We start from the raw sequence: 19,862 nt of genomic DNA, 5'->3' as shown, positions 1-19,862 counted from the left end.
AAATGATTTCAATTATCATTTGTGTTTACAATTATTCATTCTTTTGTACAATTCGTCCCGCTTATTCACCGCAAAGAGTACTTAAAAGACAAATACATACCGTTGTCATGGCCTTTTTTCATGGCTCGCAGTTTTACTCATTTAATGGAATGACAAAAATGACCATACCTCACGTTAAGGCTATCGCTGCCGCAGTATGCGCAGCGTGTCTCCCATCGCTCGTCTATGCTGCCGATCAGGACACCGTCGTTGTAACCGCCACGGGATTTGAGCAGAAAATCCAGAACGCCCCCGCGTCTATCTCCGTTATCACCAAACAGCAGATCGAAGACAAAGCCTATCGCGATGTCACCGATGCGCTGAAAGATGTGCCCGGAGTCGTCGTTACCGGCGGCGGCAGCAGTAGCGATATCAGCATCCGCGGGATGGCTTCGCAATACACGCTGTTCCTGGTCAACGGTAAGCGCATCAGCACGCGCGGCACGCGTCCGAACAGCGATAACTCCGGGATCGAGCAAGGCTGGCTGCCGCCGCTGGAATCGATCGAGCGTATTGAAGTTATTCGCGGGCCAATGTCATCGCTTTACGGTTCAGATGCGATGGGCGGCGTCATTAACGTGATCACCAAAAAAGTGTCCAACACGAAAGGCTGGACCGGCTCCCTGCATGGCGACGCCACCTTCCAGGAAGACAGGGACTCCGGTGATTTGTACCAGACCAACGCTTATGCGTCCGGCCCGCTGATTGACGGATTGCTGGGGGCGAAAGTGACCGGGCTGCTCTCTCGCCGTGCGGAAGACAAAATCGTCAATGGCTACAATGAGCAGCGCCTGCGCAACGGGGCTTTAACGCTAAACTTTACGCCGGATGATAAAAACGATTTTGACTTCGACATCGCGCGTGAATTGCAGGATCGCGACAGTACGCCAGGCAAGTCAATGGCAGAAGAAAGCTGCCGCAACGGTAGCTGTAAGCCAAACAGCAAAAGCGAAAACCGCTATGAGCACACCACCTATTCCTTAACCCACAGCGGTTATTACGACGACTTCAACACCACCAGCTACATTCAGCAGGAAGAGACCAACAACCCCGGTCGCCAGATGAAGTCTTACAACACCATCTTTAATAACCAGAACCAGATCTTCCTCGGCGCGCATACCCTGACATTAGGTGGACAGTATCGTTACGAGAAACTGAGCGATAACGGCAACCAGTTAAAAGCCTACGAAGACGTAAACAAGCTGACCCGCTGGAGCTGGGCGCTGTTTGCTGAAGATGAGTGGGCGATGACCGACAGCTTTACGCTGACCGGCGGTATCCGTATGGATAAAGATGAAAACTATGGCGACAACTGGACGCCGCGTGGCTATGGCGTATGGCATCTTACCGATCAGTGGACCTTAAAAGGCGGCGTCTCTGCGGGCTACCGCGCACCGGATCTGCGCCAGTCCTCCCCGACCTGGGGACAGATTACCGGCGGCGGTCGTCTGAACGGTATTATTGTCGGTAACGCAGATCTGAAACCAGAAAAAAGCCTGAGCGAAGAGTTGGGCCTGCTGTGGGATAACGGAGATAACCTTAACGCTGGCGTAACGCTGTTCAATACCGACTTCAAAGATAAGATAACTGAAGTGCGCCGCTGCAACAGCAGTTCAGATCCGGCCTGTACTATTGGTGGTGAGAAATACGACTTTGTCAGCGATCGCGTCAACGTTGATAAAGCCAATATGCGCGGCGTGGAGTCCACCTTTGGCTGGAAGATCACCCGCGATCTCAACTGGACGGCGAACTACACCTATACCGAATCTGAGCAGAAAAGCGGCCAATTCTCTGGCAAGCCGTTGAATAAAATGCCGAAGCATATGTTCAACACCACGCTGGACTGGCAGGCAACGCAGGATGTTGGCTTCTGGAGCCGTCTGAACTTCCGCGGCAAGACCTCCGAATACCTGAGCCGTACTTCAATGGCCCAGGGAACGCCGTCTTATACGCAGGTTGATGTTGGTGTGCGTTATTACGCGTACAAAAATCTACTGTTAACCGCGGGCGTGTATAACGTTCTGGACAAACAGATCGATTACGAGACTTACGATACCATTCTCGACGGTCGTCGTTACACGGTTGGCCTGACTTATAACTTCTAAGTTCAGTACAACAAAAAGCCCCGGCATGATGAATGTCGGGGCTTTTTTATTTTACCTGCCGGATGGCGGCGTAAACGCCTTATCCGGCCTACAAATGTCGTTCCTGTAGAGCGCAGCGCCATCAGGCCTACAGGTTATTTCTTCACACGCTCCGGGAAGTGCATTTCACTGTAGCGAACAAAGTGCGTTCCCTTTGTCAGCTTGTAGCCAAACCAGATAGCCAGGAACAGCGGAATCCCGATATAGGTTGCCGCTACGCCGCCCCAGTCAATGGTGTCTTTCAGGAAGGCTTCATAGTTCTGACCCAGCGTGATGGTCAGACACAGCACAAACGCAAAGATCGGCCCCAGCGGGAAGAATCCAGAACGATACGGCAGATCTTTCACATCGTTACCCTGCAACACATAGCCACGGCGGAAACGATAATGGCTGATGGCAATCCCCAGCCAGGCGATAAAGCCCGTCATCCCGGAGGTATTCAGCAGCCACAGGTATACCGTCTGGTTGCCAAACATCGACGTCAGGAAGCAAAGCCCCGCAATTACCGTCGTCGCATACAGCGCGTTACGCGGAACGCCGCCGCGTGACAGCTGCGCGAAAATACGCGGCGCTTTACCGTCACAGGCCAGGGTGTAGAGCATACGGGTAGACGCGTACATCCCGGAGTTACCCGCCGACAGCACCGCCGTCAGGATAACCGCGTTCATTACCGCCGCAGCGGAAAGCAGACCCGCATGCTGGAACACCAGAGTGAACGGGCTAACGCTGATGTCTTTCACATCGTTACGCAGCAGGCTCGGGTCGGTATACGGGATAATCAGGCTGATAATCAGGATCGCGAACACATAGAACAGCAGGATACGCCAGAATACCTGACGCACCGCGCGCGGAATGTTTTTCTCTGGATCTTCAGACTCACCCGCCGCAATACCAATCAGTTCCGTCCCCTGGAAGGAGAAGCCGACGATCATCGCCACGCCAATCATCGCCGCAAAACCCCCGGCAAACGGCGCATCGCCGGTCGTCCAGTTGCTCCAGCCCACTGGCTGCGCCCCTTTGAAGATGCCGACGATCATCATGACGCCCACGATGATAAAGATAATGACGGTCGCCACTTTGATCAGCGAGAACCAGTATTCTGCTTCGCCAAAGCCTCTGACCGAGATGTAGTTCAGCAGGAAGATCACGCCGAGGAACAGCGCACTCCAGATCCAACCCGGCGTATCCGGGAACCACCAGTTCATCACCAGCTGTGCGGCCACGAGGTCTACGGCGATGGTCACCGCCCAGTTGTACCAGTAGTTCCAGCCGAGCGCGAAGCCAAAGCCTTCTTCAACATAGTTCTGACCGTAAGTCGCAAATGAACCGGATACCGGCATATACGCCGCCAGTTCGCCGAGACTGGTCATCAGGAAGTAGACCATCAGACCGATCAGGATATAAGAAAACAGCGCGCCGCCTGGACCCGCCGCAGAAATGGTTGCACCAGATGCAACGAAAAGACCCGTACCGATGGAACCGCCAATGGCGATCATTGTCAGGTGACGCGCCTTTAATTCGCGACGTAACGCGGGCGCTTCTGTGGTTTTAGTTTCGGAAACCATGTGAAAATGCTATCCATCCAAAAAATGAGGCGCGATTGTAGCAGACGAAACGCCATCCTTCCGGCACAAATGCGCAGTTATAAGAGACCTTCATGACTGGCCGTGGATTATAAGTAAAGTGTAGATCGGATAGACGTTAAGACATTCGCCTGATGGCGCTGCGCTTATCAGGCCTACAGGATCGACATTTGTAGGCCGGATAAAGCGTTTACGCCGCCATCCGGCAAAAACGTTGAATTTGTAGGCCGGATAAGGCATTTACGCCGCCATCCGGCAAAAGCGTTGAGTTTGTAGGCCGGATAAGGCGTTTACGCCGCCATCCGGCAAAGGACGCTTATTCGCAGTAGCGCAAAAAACGCTGTAAGGCATTGGAAAGGTGTTTCTGGCGATGGTGGATTCGCCACAGGGTTCGCACCAGGCGCGGCAAAGGCACCGCGATTTCACTCAACGTTCCCGCCTGAAGCTGTTCCTCAATAACCCGCCGCGACAGGCAACTGATGCCCAGACCATGACGCACGGCGTGTTTGATCGCTTCGGAGTTACCCAGCTCCATCGCCATTTCGAATTTTGGCAAGTGCGAAAGCAACAGGTAGTCAACAATCTCACGCGTACCGGAACCGCGCTCGCGCAGTATCCAGGGCGCGGCGGCAAGTTGTTCAAGCGTTACCGGCCCTTGCACCAACGGCGAGGACGGTGCGGCAAACACCACCAGCTCATCGTCCAGCCACGGCTCAGAAATAATCTCAGTATTGTGGCACGGGCCTTCAATCAGGCCGATATCCACCCGAAAATCGAGCACCGCCGTAATGACATCCTGGCTGTTGCCCACGCTAAGTTCCAGCGGCAGATCGGGAAAGTCTTTCCTGTAACGGGCAATTACCGCAGGCAGGATGTAATTGCCGATGGTACTACTGGCATAAACGCGGATTGCGCCGTTGTCTTCCCGAAACAGTTGCTCAATTTCGACAGCCTGCTCCAGCAGCGCCAGCGCGCGCGGGTACAGCAAGCGCCCGTGTTCATTGACCACCAGCCGTTTTCCAACGCGGTCAAATAGCTGTACGCCAAGCTGACCTTCCAGATCGGTCAATGCTGCGCTTACGGCCGACTGCGACAGCGACAGCATGACTGATGCCTGGGTCGTCGAGCCGCTTTTTAGCACCTCAGTAAAAACTTCTAGTTGTCGTAGCGTGATATGCATTGTTGTTTTCCACTGGCAGGCCGTCGCTTACCACTTATAAAGATTAATTATAAATATATAATCAATTTTATTTTTAAACCAGTTCGCCATAACATTTTACCCATATAGAGGAGAAGGTTATGACAGAACTCACCTTACAGAATCACCATCGTACAGTGTGGCATTTTATACCGGGGCTTGCCCTGAGCGCAGTTATCACAGGGGCCGCCCTGTGGGGTGGATCTATTCCAGCCGTCGCGGGAGCCGGGTTCAGCGCCCTCACCTTAGCCATCTTACTGGGAATGGTCATCGGCAATACGGTGTATCCGCAAATCTGGAAAAGCTGTGACGGCGGCGTGCTGTTCGCTAAACAACATCTATTACGCCTGGGGATCATTCTCTACGGGTTTCGCCTCACCTTCTCACAGATTGCAGACGTGGGCGTCAGCGGGATTGTGATTGATGTACTGACGCTCTCCAGCACTTTTTTACTCGCCTGTTTCCTCGGGCAGAAAGTGTTTGGTCTGGACAAGCACACCAGTTGGCTGATTGGCGCCGGAAGCAGCATTTGCGGAGCGGCGGCAGTGCTGGCAACGGAGCCCGTCGTTAAAGCGGAGGCCAGTAAAGTTACGGTGGCCGTCGCGACGGTGGTGATTTTCGGTACGCTGGCAATCTTCCTCTACCCGGCAATGTATCCGCTACTGGCGCACTGGTTCAGCCCGGAAACCTACGGCATCTATATTGGTTCGACCATGCATGAAGTAGCCCAGGTCGTTGCCGCCGGACACGCCATTAACCCGGACGCGGAAAACGCCGCGGTGATTGCCAAAATGCTACGCGTAATGATGCTGGCGCCGTTTCTGATTCTGCTGGCCGCCCGCGTGAAACAACTTTCTCCGGCGACGGGCGCGGAGAAAAGCAAAATCACCATCCCGTGGTTTGCGGTGCTGTTCATCGTAGTGGCAATCGTTAACTCGTTCCATCTGCTGCCGCAGGCGGTGGTAAACATGTTGATTACGCTGGATACGGTTCTGCTGGCGATGGCGATGGCCGCGCTGGGTCTTACAACGCACGTCAGCGCGCTGAAGAAAGCCGGGGCGAAACCGTTACTGATGGCGCTGGTGCTGTTTGTCTGGCTGATTGTTGGCGGCGGCGTGATTAACGTACTGATTCACCATCTTATCGCATAAAGCACTACATTTTGCCCCTGTTAACCCGCTATCATTGGAGAGTATTTTTTTCGAATACACGACATTATTCAAACCTGAAGAATAATGTGTATAGCGGGTTTAACAGGAGTCTTCCATGAAATATATCGGAGCGCATGTCAGCGCCGCTGGCGGGTTAGCCAACGCTGCAATTCGCGCCGCAGAAATTGACGCAACCGCATTTGCGCTGTTCACGAAAAATCAGCGTCAATGGCGCGCCGCGCCGCTCACTGCCCAAATCATTGATGACTTTAAGGCCGCCTGCGAGAAATACCACTATTCGCCTGCGCAGATCCTTCCCCACGACAGCTATCTGATCAACCTCGGGCACCCTGTCAGCGAAGCGCTGGAAAAATCGCGCGATGCGTTTATTGATGAAATGCAGCGTTGTGAGCAACTGGGGCTATCGCTGCTCAATTTCCACCCGGGTAGCCATTTACAGCAAATCCCGGAAGAGGAATGTCTGGCGCGAATAGCAGAGTCGATCAACATTGCCCTTGAGAAAACCCAAGGGGTCACGGCAGTCATTGAAAACACTGCGGGTCAGGGGAGCAATCTGGGATTCAGGTTTGAGCATCTCGCCGCCATCATCGACGGCGTGGAAGATAAGTCCCGCGTGGGCGTCTGTATTGATACCTGTCACGCGTTTGCGGCCGGTTACGATCTGCGTACCACCGACGAATGTGAAAAAACATTCGCCGACTTTGAGCGTGTTGTGGGTTTTACATACCTGCGCGGCATGCACCTGAACGACGCGAAAAGCGCCTTTGGCAGCCGCGTTGACCGTCACCACAGTTTGGGCGAAGGCAACATTGGTCATGATGCATTTCGCTGGATTATGCAGGACGATCGTTTTGACGGTATTCCGCTGATTCTGGAAACTATCAACCCGGATATCTGGGCAGAAGAGATCGCCTGGCTGAAAGCGCAGCAAACGGCAAAGGTGGTTGCGTAATGATGAACGACAGGGAAAAGCAGATCCTCAAGATCCTGCGCCGCAATCCGCTCATTCAGCAAAATGAAATCGCTGATATTTTGCAGATCAGTCGCTCACGCGTGGCGGCCCATATTATGGATCTGATGCGCAAAGGGATGATCAAAGGCAAAGGCTATATCCTCACCGAGCAGGATTATTGCGTGGTGGTCGGGGCGATCAATATGGATATTCGCGGCGTGGCGGATATCCATTATCCGCAGGCGGCTTCCAACCCTGGCAGCATTCACTGTTCTGCTGGCGGCGTGGGGCGCAATATTGCGCATAATCTGGCGCTGCTGGGTCGCGATGTGCATTTGCTCTCTGCGGTCGGTAGCGATTTTTATGGTGAAACGCTGCTGGAGCAGACTCGTCAGGCTGGCGTGAACATCTCCAGCTGTATCCGCCTGCATGGGCATAACACTTCAACCTATCTGTCCATCGCCAACCAGCAGGAAGAGACGGTGCTGGCGATTAACGACACCCACATTCTGCAACAGCTGACGCCGCAGTTGCTGAATAGCTCGCGGGATCTGATCCGTCACGCTGGCGTGGTGCTGGCGGACTGCAACCTGACGCCAGAAGCCATCGAATGGGTCTTTACCATTGCGGATGAAATCCCGGTCTTTATTGATACCGTTTCAGAGTTCAAAGCGGAAAAAATCAGGACCTGGTATTCACGCATTCATACGCTAAAACCCACGCAAAAAGAGCTGGAGATTCTGTGGGGAAAAGCGGTGCGTTCCGACGCCGACCGTGTACAGGCCGTCAATGACCTGCATCAGCAAGGCGTACAGCGAATCTTCGTTTGCCTGGAAGATGAAGCGGTCTTTTGTAGCGAGAAAAACGGCGAGCAGTTTTTACTCACCCCGCCGTCTCACACCCGCGTGGACAGCTTCGGCGCGGATGATGGCTTCATGGCCGGGTTGCTCTACAGCTATCTGGAGGGTAGTGATTTTCGCGATAGCGCGAATTTCGCAATGGCCTGCGCGGCGTTATCGCGCGCCAGCATCAGTATTAACAACCCCACCCTCTCCGCCGATAACGCGCTTTATCTGCTGAAAACAACCCTGGCATAATGCCTGATGGCGCTGCGCTTATCAGGCCTACGGTGTGCATTACTGTGGATCGAATATGCCTGATGGCGCTGCGCTTATCAGGCCTACGGAGTGCGTTACTGTGGGTCGGATATGCCTGATGGCGCTGCGCTTATCAGGCCTACGAGGTGCGTTACTGTGGGTCGGATATGCCTGATGGCGCTACGCTTATCAGGCCTACGGGGTGCGTTACTGTGGGTCGAATATGCCTGATGGCGCTACGCTTATCAGGCCTACGGAGTGCGCCACTGTGGGTCGAATATGCCTGATGGCGCTGCACTTATCAGGCCTACGGAGTGCGTTACTGTAGGCCGGATAAGGCGTAGCCGCCATCCGGCAAAATCGTCTACTACAACTACGCCAGCCCGATAAAGAACCCCGCGATAGTGGCGCTCATCAGGTTAGAGAGCGTTGCCGCCGCCAGCGCACGCATTCCAAGCTGGGCGATTTCCGGCGCACGCTGCGGCGCAATCGCAGAAAACGCGCCTACCACCACGCCAATCGAACCAAAGTTGGCAAAGCCACACAACGCGAAAGAGATGATCGCTATCGTCTTCACATCCAGCGTACCGGCAGCTTGCAGATACGGTGAGAAGTTGAGATAAGCAACAAACTCGTTAATCGCCAGTTTTTGCCCAATCAGGCTACCGGCAAGCGTCGCATCGCTCCAGTCCACGCCCATAATCCAGGCCAGCGGCGCTAAAACCCAGCCGAAGATCCCTTCAAGGGTGGCGTGACCAAAGCCGAACCAGCCGCCAACGCCGCCGATGATGCCGTTAATCAGCGCGATAATCGCCACAAACGCCATCACCACCGTCGCCACACCGGCGGCGATTTTCAGCCCGGTCATCGCGCCGCTGGCCGCCGCTTCAATGATGCTTTTTGGCGGCGTTTCGGTAAATGACAGGTTTTCAAACGTCACTTTAGACTCTTCCGTTGCCGGGCTCAGCATACGAGCAAACAGAATGCCGCCAGGGATCGCCATTAAGGACGCCGCCAGCAGATAATCAATCGGCACCCCCATTCCGGCATAGCCAATCATCATCGAACCGGCGATTGAGGCCATGCCGCTACAAATGGCGGTAAACAGTTCATTACGATTTAGACGGTCGATAAACGGTTTTACGATCGCCGGGATCTCGTTTTGCCCGAGGAAAATGGTAGTGACCGCAACGAACGACTCGATCTTGCTGATGTTCAGCGCTTTCTGGAAAATACCGCCGAGGATACGGATCAGCAGCCCCATCACGCCAATGTAGTAAAGCAAGCTGATCAGCGCAGTCACAAAGATGATGGCCGGCAACACGCGAAAGGCAAAGATAAACCCAGCGCCGTCAAACAGCACATCCATTTTTGGCCCTACTAATGAGCCAAAGATAAATGCGCTACCCGCGTCGCTGTAGGACATCACCTTGTGGACACCGAGCGCGGCCTGCTCCACCAGCCATTTCCCCGGCGGGAAATAAAGCATGATCCCACCGATGGCAATTTGCAGCACCAGCGCTGCGCCAACGGTACGCAGGCTGATACGTTTTTTATTCACTGACAGCAGAAATGCGATTGCCAGTAGTACCACCATACCCACAACACTTCTCATTATATCCATAATGATTTTCCCTTCATGCCAGGAAACCCGGCGTGAAAGCCAGGTTTTGATATCGCGGGCGACCGCTCTCTGCCCGTGCGTTTTTATCAGGCGAGGCGTTGATATTCCTTCGCTATTTCACAGGCCAGTACAGCGTTGTTGAACACCAGTTGGATATTGGATTTCAGGCTATCGCCACCGGTCAGTTCCGCCACGCGCGCCAACAAGAATGGCGTGCTTTCTTTCCCCACGACGCCCTGCTCTTCCGCTTCTTTCACGGCCTGATCGATCGCCGCGTTGATTTTCTCTTCCGCCATCGCAAACTGTTCCGGGATCGGGTTTGCCACAACCAGACCACCGTTCAGGCCGGTTTGCCATTTCACCGCCATTGCGCGGGCGATGTCTTGCGCGCTGTCCAGGCGGATACTGACGTCAAACGGACTGGTACGGCAGAAAAATGCCGGTAATGCCTGGGTCCGATAGCCAATTAACGGCACGCCAAAAGTCTCTAAATATTCGGTGGTTAATCCCAGGTCGAGAATTGATTTCGCCCCCGCACAAACTACCGTGACATTGGTATGCGCCAGCTCCTGTAAGTCAGCAGAAATATCAAACGTATGTTCTGCGCCACGATGTACGCCACCGATACCGCCGGTTGCAAATACTTTAATTCCGGCCAGCGCGGCAATAATCATGGTGGATGCGACCGTCGTTGCGCCATTTTTTCCAGCGGCAACCACAAACGGTAAGTCACGACGACTGACTTTTGTAACGTTATGTCCTTCACGACCTAATAATTCAATTTCTTCTTTATTCAGGCCCACTTTCATTACACCGCCAATAATGGCAATGGTTGCGGGCACGGCGCCATGTTTACGAATGGTTTCTTCAACTTCAATTGCCGTTTGCGCATTTTGCGGAAAAGGCATGCCGTGGGAAATAATGGTTGATTCCAGCGCAACAATGGGGTTCTTACTCTTTAATGCGTCCTGTACTTCTGGCGAAATTTGTAATAATTCAGAGGAAAGAGTTAATTCAGACATTCTGTGTTCTCCACTAACGATGTAACATTCGCGACAGATAAATCAGGGTTATTGGTATATTCACAGGCAAGCGCCATTGATGAACAACCCTGTGCAAATCGAACCGAATCTATAAAGGGTAAGCCGTCCATCCAGCAGGCGGCGAGTCCCGCCATCATGGCGTCGCCAGCGCCGGTCACATTGACGACGTTGGTTTTAATGGGAAGCGACCAGCCGTTTTCGCCGTTGATATCGCTGTAATAAACGCCGTCGCCACCCATACTGAGCACCAGACGGTTCAGGCCATGTTCATGAAACCATGCAGCAACGCTCCCGACATCTTCCCGCCCGGAGAGGGGAATGCAGCTGAGGGTTTCAGCTTCAAGCCGGTTGGGTTTCAGCGTGTGAATTTTGCCAAGTCGCTCGCGAATTTTGACACACTTCCAGGCAGAAACCGGATCAACAAATACCGGCACATCGCCTGCATTTTCCAGCACCCAGTTCAGTGCCTCTTCGCTGATATTACAATCGGCGACAATCACTTTTGCCCCACGAATAAAATCAGCATGCTGTGATAAAAATTCAGCCGAAATAAAGTCGGTAATGCTCATGTCATTTATGGCGACCAGCATTTCTCCGGTATTGTCGAGCAGGGATAAGTAACTTGACGTATTTTCTCCCGGCACAATCAGACATTTATCAACGTGCACACCGGATTGATTCGTTTGCGCCATTAATGACTGCCCATAGAAATCACTCCCGACGGCCGTCAGTAGCCATGAGTTTTTTCCCAGCAGCGCCAGATTATGCGCAATATTGCGCCCCACGCCGCCGGGGGTAAATTTTATTTTTCCCGGATTGGAGTCCGCATAATTTAAAGAAGCATGCGAATACCCGGCAACATCCATATTGGCTGAGCCAATCGTCACTATGTATTCCGTTTCACGCATAGAACGTCCTCTGGCATTAAGCTGCCATAACAATGAGTTCGTTAAGAATAACCACCGCCACAATCGATATTATTAGAGCACATGTTCATATTAAAACATGTGTTCATGATATGCGTGTTTTTGATAAAGTAAATCCATCCGCAAGCCCTAAAGCGAATAGATATGAACAGAGTCACAATTTTTTATAGATACAGTTTGCAAGGGAGGAAAAAGTTGCGAGCCAGGACACAAAATGGGGGGGATAAAAAAGGCAGAAAAATGCCGGATGGCGACGCTAATGCGTTTTATCCGGCCTACAGGATCGGTATCCGTAGGCCGGATAAGGCGCTCACGCCGCCATCCGGCACAAGGTTTTACATTATGCCGCTTTCGCGATAACTTCAGCTTCCGGGCGTTTCAGGAACGCATAGGCCAGACCGGCAACCAGCGTACCCGCAACAATCGCCAGCAGATAGCCCAGCACCGGTGTAATCGCGCCAGGAATCAGCAGCACAAACAGACCGCCGTGCGGCGCCATCAGTTTCGCGCCAACCCACATTGAGATTGCGCCTGTCAGCGCGCCGCCGACGATACAGCATGGCAGGACACGCATCGGGTCGCGCGCCGCAAACGGGATCGCGCCTTCGGTAATGAAGCACAGCCCCAGCACCAGCGCGGCTTTGCCCCCTTCCTGCTGCGCCTTGTCGAACTTACGACGCGCAACCAGAGTTGCCAGCCCAAGAGCCAGCGGAGGAACCATGCCTGCCGCCATAATGGCCGCCATCGGCGCATAGGTCTGGGTACTCAGCAGACCAACACCGAACGCATACGCCGCTTTGTTAACCGGGCCGCCCATATCAGTACACATCATACCGCCGAGGATCGCGCCCAGCAGTACCGCATTCGCCGTCCCCATCGTTTGCAGCCAGTGAGTCAGCCCTTCCAGAATGCCGGCAACCGGTTTACCGATAAGGTAAATCATCGCCAGACCGACAATCAGACTGGAAATCAGTGGAATGATCAGGATCGGTTTCAGCGCTTCCATACTTTGCGGAAGTTTTAGTTTAGTGCTGATAAGTTTCGCGACATAACCGGCCAGGAAGCCCGCGATAATACCGCCGATAAAGCCAGATCCGGTGCTCACCGCCAGCATACCGCCGATAAGACCCGGCGTCAGGCCTGGACGATCCGCAATGGAAAACGCGATATATCCCGCCAGTACCGGCACCATTAGCGCGAAGGCGGAACCGCCGCCGATCTGCATCAGCGCCGCAGCCAGCGTACCTTCTTCTTTAAACGCCTCAATACCAAACGCAAAGGAGAGCGCGATACACAACCCACCTGCAACCACCATTGGCAGCATGTAGGAAACGCCCGTCAGCAGATGGCGATATGCGCCAGCGCTCTCTTTTTTCCCTTCTGTCGCGGCGGCCTGCGCTTTGCCCGTAGGCGCATACGGCGTCGCTTCCGCTACGGCTTTGTCCAGTTCCTGCGCGGTTTTCTTCAGCGCCAGGCCGGTTGATGTACGGTACATCGGTTTTCCGGCAAACTTCGCCAGATCCACTTCGATGTCAGCCGCCACGATCACCAGATCCGCTTCCGCAACCTCTTCCGGCGTGATGGCATTGCCTGCGCCCACGGAGCCACGGGTTTCGACCTTCACCCACCAGCCACGTTTTTTCGCTTCGGTTTCAATCGCTTCAGCCGCCATAAAGGTATGCGCGACGCCTGTCGGACACGCCGTCACCGCCACGACGCGTTTCGGGCCGCTGGCCGCTGCCGGGGCGGCAACCGCTGTCGGCGCGCTGTATGGCGTCGCGTGTCCTTTCGCTTCATTGAGGAACAGTTCCGGGTGCGCCACAGCACGGGCAATATCGCCCAGCCAGACTTTTTTACCGTTCAGCGCGCTGTCGTTCGGCACAGCGTCAGCCAACACAATGGCTAACTCTGCGTCATTCGGATTGTCGATAATTTCCAGATTTGCTTTATGTGCCGCCGCGCCGAGCAGGGTCTTCGCCATGTAAGCGCGAGCCTGGCCGAGATTGGCGTCAATAATCAGCAGCGTTTTCATTATGCCTCTCCTGCTGTCAGTTAAACGGTTTTAAGTCGACGCGCGCCATCATTGCGGCCAACTGAGGACGATCGGTAATGCCCACATTGCTCTGGCTTACCGCAAGCGCGGCAACGGCTGTCGCCAGACGCAACGTATGTTCACTGGATTCACGCATCAGCAGGCCGTAAATCAGACCGCCAACCATAGAATCCCCTGCACCTACGGTACTCACCACATCAACGGACGGTGGCTTCGCGATCCATTCGCCGGATGCGTTCACCCACAGCGCCCCTTCCGCACCGAGAGAGATCACCACATGCGCAATACCTTGCTCACGCAGGGCGTGCGCCGCGTCGATCACATCTTTCATTTCCGGCAGCTTACGGCCTGCCCAGATTTCTAATTCACGACGGTTCGGTTTCACCAGCCACGGCGCCGCTTTCAGACCCGCCACCAACGCTTCACGACTACTATCAAAGATAATGCATGGGCACTGGCTACGCAGACGCGTCATCCAGTCGGTAAATGCTTCCGGGCTGACGCCTGTCGGCAAGCTGCCGCTGACGCAGACCATATCGAACTGACCCAGCCAGCTCAGCGAATCGTTCACAAAACGTTCCCAGTCAGCCGGAGTCACGTCAAAACCGGAGAAGTTAAAGTCGGTCACTTCACCGTCTTTTTCCGTCAGCTTAACGTTGATGCGGGTGCGCCCCTGCACCACCTGAAAACGGTTGGCAATGCCCAGCTCGCTGAACAACTGCTGGAAACCGTCCTGGTTGTCTTTACCCAGGAAACCGCCAACCGTGACATCAATACCTAAATCTTTCAGAACCCTGGCAACGTTGATGCCTTTACCCGCCGCATGCAGACCCGTGGTTTTCACCAGGTTCACTTCGCCGCGTTCAATCTCCGGGCAGAAACCGACCAGGTCGTATGCCGGATTAAGGGTGATAGTAGCAACACGTCTGCTCATTACGCGCCCTCCCCAAGACCAGCGGCAATGGCGTCGCCAATCGCTTTCAGCGCCTGTTCAGCATCTTCGCCCTGCGCCGTAAAGCGCAGACGATGGCCTTTCTTCACGCCCAACGCCACCACTTTCATCAAACTGCGTCCATTTGCCGGTTTTCCGGTTCCATCAAGGTTTGCCACGGTAATTTCGCTATTAAATTGTTTAATGGTATTCACCAGCATGGTGCCCGGACGGGCGTGTAAGCCATGCTCATTGCGCACGACAAATTCAGCGCTCAGCACGTCGTCAGTCAATGCTTCATCACTGGTCAGCAGCGCCAGCACGGTGGCGGCATCCGCTTTCAGCAAACGGTCAGCTTTATTGTTCAGCAGCAGATCGCCAAGGCGCTTCAGCACGGCGACGGGCTGATCGTCATTCATCGCGACGGTCACCAGCAGCGCAGCCGCTTCGCCCTCTACGTCAAACGCCGTAGCCGCACGGCTCACAGCGATAGCGCTGCGCAGGTTGCCGTCCGCGCTGTCGTTCAGCCAGATGCCCTGGCCGAGATTCATCGGCTGTTCATTGATGGTTCTGGCGACAAACGCGGCATCCACAGCGCCTGCTTCTTTCAGGCGCGCGGCGTTCAGCGCCTGTAGCGTCACCAGGTCGCTGGCCGTCACATCCAGCGTCAGGGTGTCGTTATCCAGCTTCAGCTGTTCGCTCTGCTTTTCACCCATCAGCAACGCGCGCAGTTCTTCTGCCGTCGTGGCGGATTTCAGCTGTTCAGCCACAGCGTCATCGCTTAATACGTGCGTCAGCTGACGCAGCAACCCGAGATGCTCATCGGAGCTGGCGGCAATACCAATCGCCACATAGGCCACTTGCCCTTCGCCCCAGGTTACGCCCTGCGGAAACTGGAACACCTGCACGCCAGTTTTCAGCACCTGATCGCGCGTGTCGGTCGTTCCGTGCGGAATGGCGATACCGTTGCCAAGGAAAGTGGATGTCTGTTGCTCACGCGCCAGCATGCCGTCGACGTAGCCGTCTGCGACGTTGCCCGCCTGCACTAACGCAGCGGCAACCTGGCGAATGGCCTCTTCTTTGTTTCCGGCCTGTTCGCCCGGATGAATGTCCTGAACCGATAACTGGAACATAGTTCTCCTCTCCTGCTGAACTTGAAACGATTCAGCTAACATGAGAAAAAAGGCGCTAATCTGACTTGTAACCAAAAACAAAATAGCGCTGAAACGTTTCAAGAAGTCTTGCGCTTTCTGCTTCAGCACGCAAGTAAAGTTGTAAAATTGATGACAGAATTTAGAGATAAAGCACACTTTTCATTCAGGAAGGTAATAAATGCTGAAATGAATTGCCCGTAAAACGATCTGTTTCAGCACCGTCAGCATCTTCCCTTCATAGACTGAAATGCTATTTTGATTTTTTGTGGCGATTTTGATTTGGGCACCTGTTTATTTTCTGACGAGCAGCGTAAACTCCGCGTCTCTTCACACCACTGATACAGAAACATGCATAACACCCCCGTTGCCGCCACACCAAAAACGTTTGATTTGACGTCTTCGGCATTCCTGCTCGTCGCGTTTCTGACGGGTATCGCCGGTGCGTTACAGACGCCGACGCTCAGTCTTTTTCTGACGGATGAAGTACACGCTCGTCCGGGGATGGTTGGCTTCTTTTTTACCGGCAGCGCCGTTATCGGCATTCTGGTGAGCCAGTTTCTGGCCGGGCGCTCCGACAAAAAAGGCGATCGCAAAAGCCTGATCGTTTTTTGCTGTGTGCTGGGCATGTTGGCCTGCGTGCTGTTTGCCTGGAACCGCAACTATTTTATTTTGCTGTTCGTCGGCGTTTTCCTGAGTAGTTTTGGTTCGACCGCGAACCCGCAAATGTTCGCCCTTGCCCGCGAACATGCCGATCGCACCGGTCGCGAAGCCGTGATGTTCAGCTCGATATTGCGCGCCCAGGTTTCGCTGGCGTGGGTGATTGGGCCGCCGCTGGCCTATGCGCTGGCGATGGGGTTCAGCTTTACCGTGATGTACCTGAGCGCGGCGGCGGCGGCGTTTGTCGTCTGTGGCGTAATGGTCTGGCTGTTTTTACCGTCAATGCGTAAAGATGCGCCGCTTGCTGCCGGAACCCTTGAAGCGCCGCGCCGTAATCGCCGCGATACGCTGCTGCTCTTTGTTATCTGCACATTAATGTGGGGAACCAACAGTCTCTATATCATTAATATGCCGCTGTTTATCATTAACGAACTGCATCTGCCGGAAAAACTTGCCGGCGTCATGATGGGGACTGCCGCCGGGCTGGAAATTCCCACCATGTTGATTGCAGGCTATTTTGCTAAACGTCTGGGGAAACGCCTGCTGATGCGGATCGCCATCGTGGCGGGGTTCTGCTTTTACGCGGGTATGCTGCTGGCGCACTCGCCTGTCGTTCTGCTCGGCTTGCAGTTGCTGAACGCAATTTACATCGGCATTCTCGGCGGCATCGGGATGCTCTATTTTCAGGATCTGATGCCCGGCCAGGCGGGTTCAGCAACCACGCTGTATACCAATACCATCCGCGTAGGCTGGATTATCGCCGGATCGCTGGCGGGGATTGCGGCGGAAATCTGGAATTACCACGCCGTATTCTGGTTTGCGCTGGTGATGGCCCTCGCGACGATGGTTTGTCTGGCACGCATTAAAGACGTTTAAGGCGCAGTAAGCGTTTCCAGTTCAATGAGGTAGATCATTGCCTGCGCCCTTGTCTGACCGCACATATCGGCGCTGGGTTGCAGGCCTGCGCAGACCTTTGGACGCAGCGGCGAACCGAAGATCTTACAGCGTTGATGTTCATCAAGCTGGACACACGGCGTGTTTGCGGGTTTACCGTCAGGCATACCCGGAATGGGGCTGGAGATTGAAGGCGCGGTGCAACATGCTCCGCAATCCGGGCGGCATTCCATACAGTATTCTCTATTCGTAAGCCACCGGACTGAAAGTGGGCGAACAGTATACACAAAATCATCCGGGATATGTGAATTCCACTTGCCTGAATCGCCCGGCGCGAGTAGTTTGACGCGATATTTTAGACATTCTCTACAACAGGATTTTTTCGATGCCAAGAGCGAACGAAATTAAAAAAGGTATGGTACTGAACTACAACGGCAAGCTGCTGATTGTAAAAGATATTGATATTCAGTCACCGACCGCCCGCGGTGCCGCGACGCTGTACAAAATGCGTTTTTCCGACGTCCGTACGGGTCTGAAAGTCGAAGAGCGTTTCAAAGGCGACGACATCGTTGATACCGTCACCCTGAGCCGCCGTGGCGTCGATTTCTCTTATATCGACGGCAACGAATATGTGTTCATGGATAAAGAAGACTATACCCCGTATACCTTCACCAAAGATCAGATTGAAGAAGAGCTGCTGTTTATTCCTGAAGGCGGAATGCCGGATATGCAGGTGCTGACCTGGGACGGTCAGTTACTGGCGCTCGAACTGCCGCAGACGGTTGATCTGGAAATCGTGGAAACCGCACCGGGCATTAAAGGCGCGTCAGCCAGCGCCCGCAACAAACCCGCAACGCTGAGCACCGGTCTGGTGATTCAGGTGCCGGAATACCTGAGCGCCGGTGAAAAAATCCGTATTCACATTGAAGAACGCCGCTACATGGGCCGCGCGGACTAAGCGCCCGTCGCCGACGCACCAACAAAAAAGGACAGCCAGGGCTGTCCTTTTTTATGACCAACAGGTGTTACAGCAAATCGCGGAACTGGGTCTTTTTCAGCGCCAGTTCAACGCCACGAATTTCCGCCAGCCCTTTCAGACGACCAATAGCGGAGTAGCCGGGGTTGGTTTTCTTATGCAGATCGTCAAGCATCTGATGACCGTGATCCGGGCGCATTGGGATCGGACGCAGATCGCCTGCCAGCTTACGACGCTGTTCTTCCGTAAGAATTGCGGTAATCACCGCGACCATATCGACATCCCCTTGCAAATGCGCGCCTTCGTGGAAGGTTTTCGGGTTATCTTCACGGCAGGTTGAGCGTAAATGGGTAAAGTGAATGCGGTCGCCAAACGTCTCGATCATTTTCACCAGGTCGTTATCCGCGCGTACGCCGTACGAACCGGTACACATGGTGAACCCGTTGTTAATGCTGTCTACGGTTTCTTTCAGCCACTGCATATCTTCAATGGTAGAAACGATGCGCGGCAGGCCGAGGATGGGGCGCGGCGGATCGTCAGGATGCACCGCCAGGCGCACGCCGACTTCTTCTGCCACCGGCACAATCGCACGCAGGAATACCGCCATATTTTCGCGTAAATCCTCTTTGCTGATACCGTTATATTCCGCCAGACGCGCACGGAACTGATCCAGCGTATAACCCTCTTCAGCGCCAGGCAGCCCGGCGATAATATTCCGGGTCAGTTTTTCGATATCCGCAGCGCTCATGGCGTTGAAGTAGTCCAGCGCCTGGCGCTGTTCTTCTTCGCTGTAGTCCGCTTGCGCGCCGTCACGCTTCAGGATGTGCAGTTCGAAAGCCGCAAAGGCAATCTGATCGAAACGCAGCGCTCTGGAACCATCGGGCAACGGATATTCAAGGTCGGTACGCGTCCAGTCGAGAATCGGCATAAAGTTGTAGCACACGGTATCAATACCGCAGGCGGCCAGATTACGGATGCTTTGCTGATAATTTGCAATCCAGGTCTGGTACTGCCCGGAGCGTGTTTTTATCTCTTCATGCACCGGAATACTTTCGACAACAGACCAGGTCAGCCCTTTTTCAGCCAGAATGGCCTGGCGCTTTTTAATCTCTTCAACCGGCCACACATCACCGTTCGGAATGTGGTGCAATGCCGTCACAACCCCCGTTGCGCCAGCCTGACGCACATCATCAAGCGATACCGGATCGTTAGGCCCGTACCAACGCCAGGTTTGTTCCATTGCTTCACCTCACAAGTTGTTATACCAAATTAGTTTACCTGAGTGATGACTACCATACAGGTATCGCGTAAATGGTCAACGTAGGGCGCATGATTGATTGATCCAGCTCACAATCCCCGGATAAATGCGGCATACCAATTCAATTTGGTGTCATATAACTTTACACTACCATTGTTAAT

General features: G+C 54.0%; 16 protein-coding genes. 6 read left to right on the top strand and 10 right to left on the bottom strand.

Translation table 11 applies throughout. The annotated features are described in order from the left end of the window. Positions 1–158: 158 nt before the first annotated feature. Positions 159–2,144: a ligand-gated channel protein gene (locus OGX80_RS18115; RefSeq protein ID WP_024130173.1), complete on the top strand. Its 1,986-nt coding sequence runs from the start codon at positions 159–161 to the stop codon at positions 2,142–2,144. Positions 2,145–2,278: 134 nt separating this feature from the next. Here OGX80_RS18115 and lysP read toward each other — a convergent pair whose 3' ends face one another. Both lysP and yieE read right to left on the bottom strand, forming a co-directional pair. After that, complete coding sequence (gene lysP, locus OGX80_RS18110) at positions 2,279–3,748, bottom strand: lysine-specific permease (RefSeq protein WP_012131607.1); 1,470 nt, start codon at positions 3,746–3,748, stop codon at positions 2,279–2,281. A 334-nt stretch (positions 3,749–4,082) separates the two neighbouring features. Next, complete coding sequence (gene yieE, locus OGX80_RS18105; protein WP_115181389.1) at positions 4,083–4,946, bottom strand: DNA-binding transcriptional regulator YeiE; 864 nt, start codon at positions 4,944–4,946, stop codon at positions 4,083–4,085. A 119-nt stretch (positions 4,947–5,065) separates the two neighbouring features. Between yieE and OGX80_RS18100 the strand changes: the two genes are divergently transcribed. From OGX80_RS18100 to OGX80_RS18090, 3 genes are all read left to right on the top strand, one after another. Continuing rightward, positions 5,066–6,115, top strand: coding sequence for a YeiH family protein (locus OGX80_RS18100; RefSeq protein WP_012131604.1), 1,050 nt, complete (start codon positions 5,066–5,068; stop codon positions 6,113–6,115). Between the two features lie 115 nt (positions 6,116–6,230). Continuing rightward, positions 6,231–7,088 (top strand): deoxyribonuclease IV, encoded by an 858-nt coding sequence (gene nfo, locus OGX80_RS18095; RefSeq protein ID WP_049009465.1) that lies wholly within the window; start codon positions 6,231–6,233, stop codon positions 7,086–7,088. Positions 7,089–7,090: 2 nt separating this feature from the next. Continuing rightward, positions 7,091–8,185, top strand: coding sequence for a sugar kinase (locus tag OGX80_RS18090; protein ID WP_115182320.1), 1,095 nt, complete (start codon positions 7,091–7,093; stop codon positions 8,183–8,185). A gap of 373 nt (positions 8,186–8,558) precedes the next feature. Here the strand turns inward: OGX80_RS18090 and OGX80_RS18085 are convergent, their stop codons facing one another. The 6 genes from OGX80_RS18085 to fruB all read right to left on the bottom strand — a co-directional run bounded on the left by OGX80_RS18085 (position 8,559) and on the right by fruB (position 15,895). Continuing rightward, positions 8,559–9,809, bottom strand: a complete 1,251-nt coding sequence (locus OGX80_RS18085; protein ID WP_104868442.1) for a NupC/NupG family nucleoside CNT transporter — start codon at positions 9,807–9,809, stop codon at positions 8,559–8,561. A gap of 86 nt (positions 9,810–9,895) precedes the next feature. Further along, complete coding sequence (locus tag OGX80_RS18080; protein ID WP_115181388.1) at positions 9,896–10,831, bottom strand: pseudouridine-5'-phosphate glycosidase; 936 nt, start codon at positions 10,829–10,831, stop codon at positions 9,896–9,898. Then, positions 10,819–11,760, bottom strand: a complete 942-nt coding sequence (locus OGX80_RS18075; RefSeq protein WP_115181387.1) for a pseudouridine kinase — start codon at positions 11,758–11,760, stop codon at positions 10,819–10,821. Before OGX80_RS18075 ends, OGX80_RS18080 begins: the two co-directional genes overlap by 13 nt. Positions 11,761–12,118: 358 nt before the next feature. Then, positions 12,119–13,810, bottom strand: a complete 1,692-nt coding sequence (gene fruA, locus OGX80_RS18070; protein WP_012131593.1) for a PTS fructose transporter subunit IIBC — start codon at positions 13,808–13,810, stop codon at positions 12,119–12,121. A gap of 16 nt (positions 13,811–13,826) precedes the next feature. Next, positions 13,827–14,765 carry a 1-phosphofructokinase gene (gene fruK, locus OGX80_RS18065; RefSeq protein ID WP_012131592.1) on the bottom strand — a complete coding sequence of 313 codons (939 nt, stop codon included), beginning with the start codon at positions 14,763–14,765 and terminating at the stop codon, positions 13,827–13,829. Next, positions 14,765–15,895 (bottom strand): fused PTS fructose transporter subunit IIA/HPr protein, encoded by a 1,131-nt coding sequence (fruB, locus tag OGX80_RS18060; protein ID WP_110494021.1) that lies wholly within the window; start codon positions 15,893–15,895, stop codon positions 14,765–14,767. Before fruB ends, fruK begins: the two co-directional genes overlap by 1 nt. 369 nt (positions 15,896–16,264) lie before the next feature. Between fruB and setB the strand changes: the two genes are divergently transcribed. After that, the gene (gene setB, locus OGX80_RS18055) at positions 16,265–17,449 is read left to right on the top strand and encodes a sugar efflux transporter SetB (protein ID WP_286471372.1); all 1,185 of its coding nucleotides are present in this window, start codon (positions 16,265–16,267) and stop codon (positions 17,447–17,449) included. On the opposite strand, the gene OGX80_RS18050 is transcribed toward setB, so the two are convergent. Beyond that, the gene (locus OGX80_RS18050) at positions 17,446–17,700 is read right to left on the bottom strand and encodes a YkgJ family cysteine cluster protein (protein WP_024130170.1); all 255 of its coding nucleotides are present in this window, start codon (positions 17,698–17,700) and stop codon (positions 17,446–17,448) included. The two genes, setB and OGX80_RS18050, sit on opposite strands and share 4 nt — an antisense overlap. Before the next feature lie 152 nt (positions 17,701–17,852). Between OGX80_RS18050 and yeiP the strand changes: the two genes are divergently transcribed. Then, on the top strand, positions 17,853–18,425 hold the full coding sequence (yeiP, locus tag OGX80_RS18045) for an elongation factor P-like protein YeiP (protein WP_012131588.1): 573 nt from the start codon (positions 17,853–17,855) through the stop codon (positions 18,423–18,425). 67 nt (positions 18,426–18,492) lie between these two features. Here yeiP and uxuA read toward each other — a convergent pair whose 3' ends face one another. Then, the gene (uxuA, locus tag OGX80_RS18040) at positions 18,493–19,683 is read right to left on the bottom strand and encodes a mannonate dehydratase (protein WP_012131587.1); all 1,191 of its coding nucleotides are present in this window, start codon (positions 19,681–19,683) and stop codon (positions 18,493–18,495) included. Positions 19,684–19,862 lie beyond the last annotated feature (179 nt).

Origin of the sequence: Citrobacter sp. CK194, assembly GCF_030333395.1 — a bacterium.
Classification (GTDB): Bacteria; Pseudomonadota; Gammaproteobacteria; order Enterobacterales; family Enterobacteriaceae; genus Citrobacter_B; species Citrobacter_B koseri.
This window is presented reverse-complemented; position numbering and strand designations above follow the sequence as displayed.

Bases quoted from the DNA above. Each gene is read 5' to 3' on its own strand.
- uxuA (WP_012131587.1), bottom strand. From the start codon at position 19,683: ATGGAACAAACCTGGCGTTGGTACGGGCCTAACGATCCGGTATCGCTT.
- nfo (WP_049009465.1), top strand. From the start codon at position 6,231: ATGAAATATATCGGAGCGCATGTCAGCGCCGCTGGCGGGTTAGCCAAC.
- OGX80_RS18050 (WP_024130170.1), bottom strand. From the start codon at position 17,700: ATGGAATGCCGCCCGGATTGCGGAGCATGTTGCACCGCGCCTTCAATC.
- fruA (WP_012131593.1), bottom strand. From the start codon at position 13,810: ATGAAAACGCTGCTGATTATTGACGCCAATCTCGGCCAGGCTCGCGCT.
- OGX80_RS18100 (WP_012131604.1), top strand. From the start codon at position 5,066: ATGACAGAACTCACCTTACAGAATCACCATCGTACAGTGTGGCATTTT.
- fruK (WP_012131592.1), bottom strand. From the start codon at position 14,765: ATGAGCAGACGTGTTGCTACTATCACCCTTAATCCGGCATACGACCTG.
- setB (WP_286471372.1), top strand. From the start codon at position 16,265: ATGCATAACACCCCCGTTGCCGCCACACCAAAAACGTTTGATTTGACG.
- OGX80_RS18080 (WP_115181388.1), bottom strand. From the start codon at position 10,831: ATGTCTGAATTAACTCTTTCCTCTGAATTATTACAAATTTCGCCAGAA.
- OGX80_RS18075 (WP_115181387.1), bottom strand. From the start codon at position 11,760: ATGCGTGAAACGGAATACATAGTGACGATTGGCTCAGCCAATATGGAT.
- lysP (WP_012131607.1), bottom strand. From the start codon at position 3,748: ATGGTTTCCGAAACTAAAACCACAGAAGCGCCCGCGTTACGTCGCGAA.
- fruB (WP_110494021.1), bottom strand. From the start codon at position 15,895: ATGTTCCAGTTATCGGTTCAGGACATTCATCCGGGCGAACAGGCCGGA.
- OGX80_RS18115 (WP_024130173.1), top strand. From the start codon at position 159: ATGACCATACCTCACGTTAAGGCTATCGCTGCCGCAGTATGCGCAGCG.
- yieE (WP_115181389.1), bottom strand. From the start codon at position 4,946: ATGCATATCACGCTACGACAACTAGAAGTTTTTACTGAGGTGCTAAAA.
- OGX80_RS18085 (WP_104868442.1), bottom strand. From the start codon at position 9,809: ATGGATATAATGAGAAGTGTTGTGGGTATGGTGGTACTACTGGCAATC.
- OGX80_RS18090 (WP_115182320.1), top strand. From the start codon at position 7,091: ATGAACGACAGGGAAAAGCAGATCCTCAAGATCCTGCGCCGCAATCCG.
- yeiP (WP_012131588.1), top strand. From the start codon at position 17,853: ATGCCAAGAGCGAACGAAATTAAAAAAGGTATGGTACTGAACTACAAC.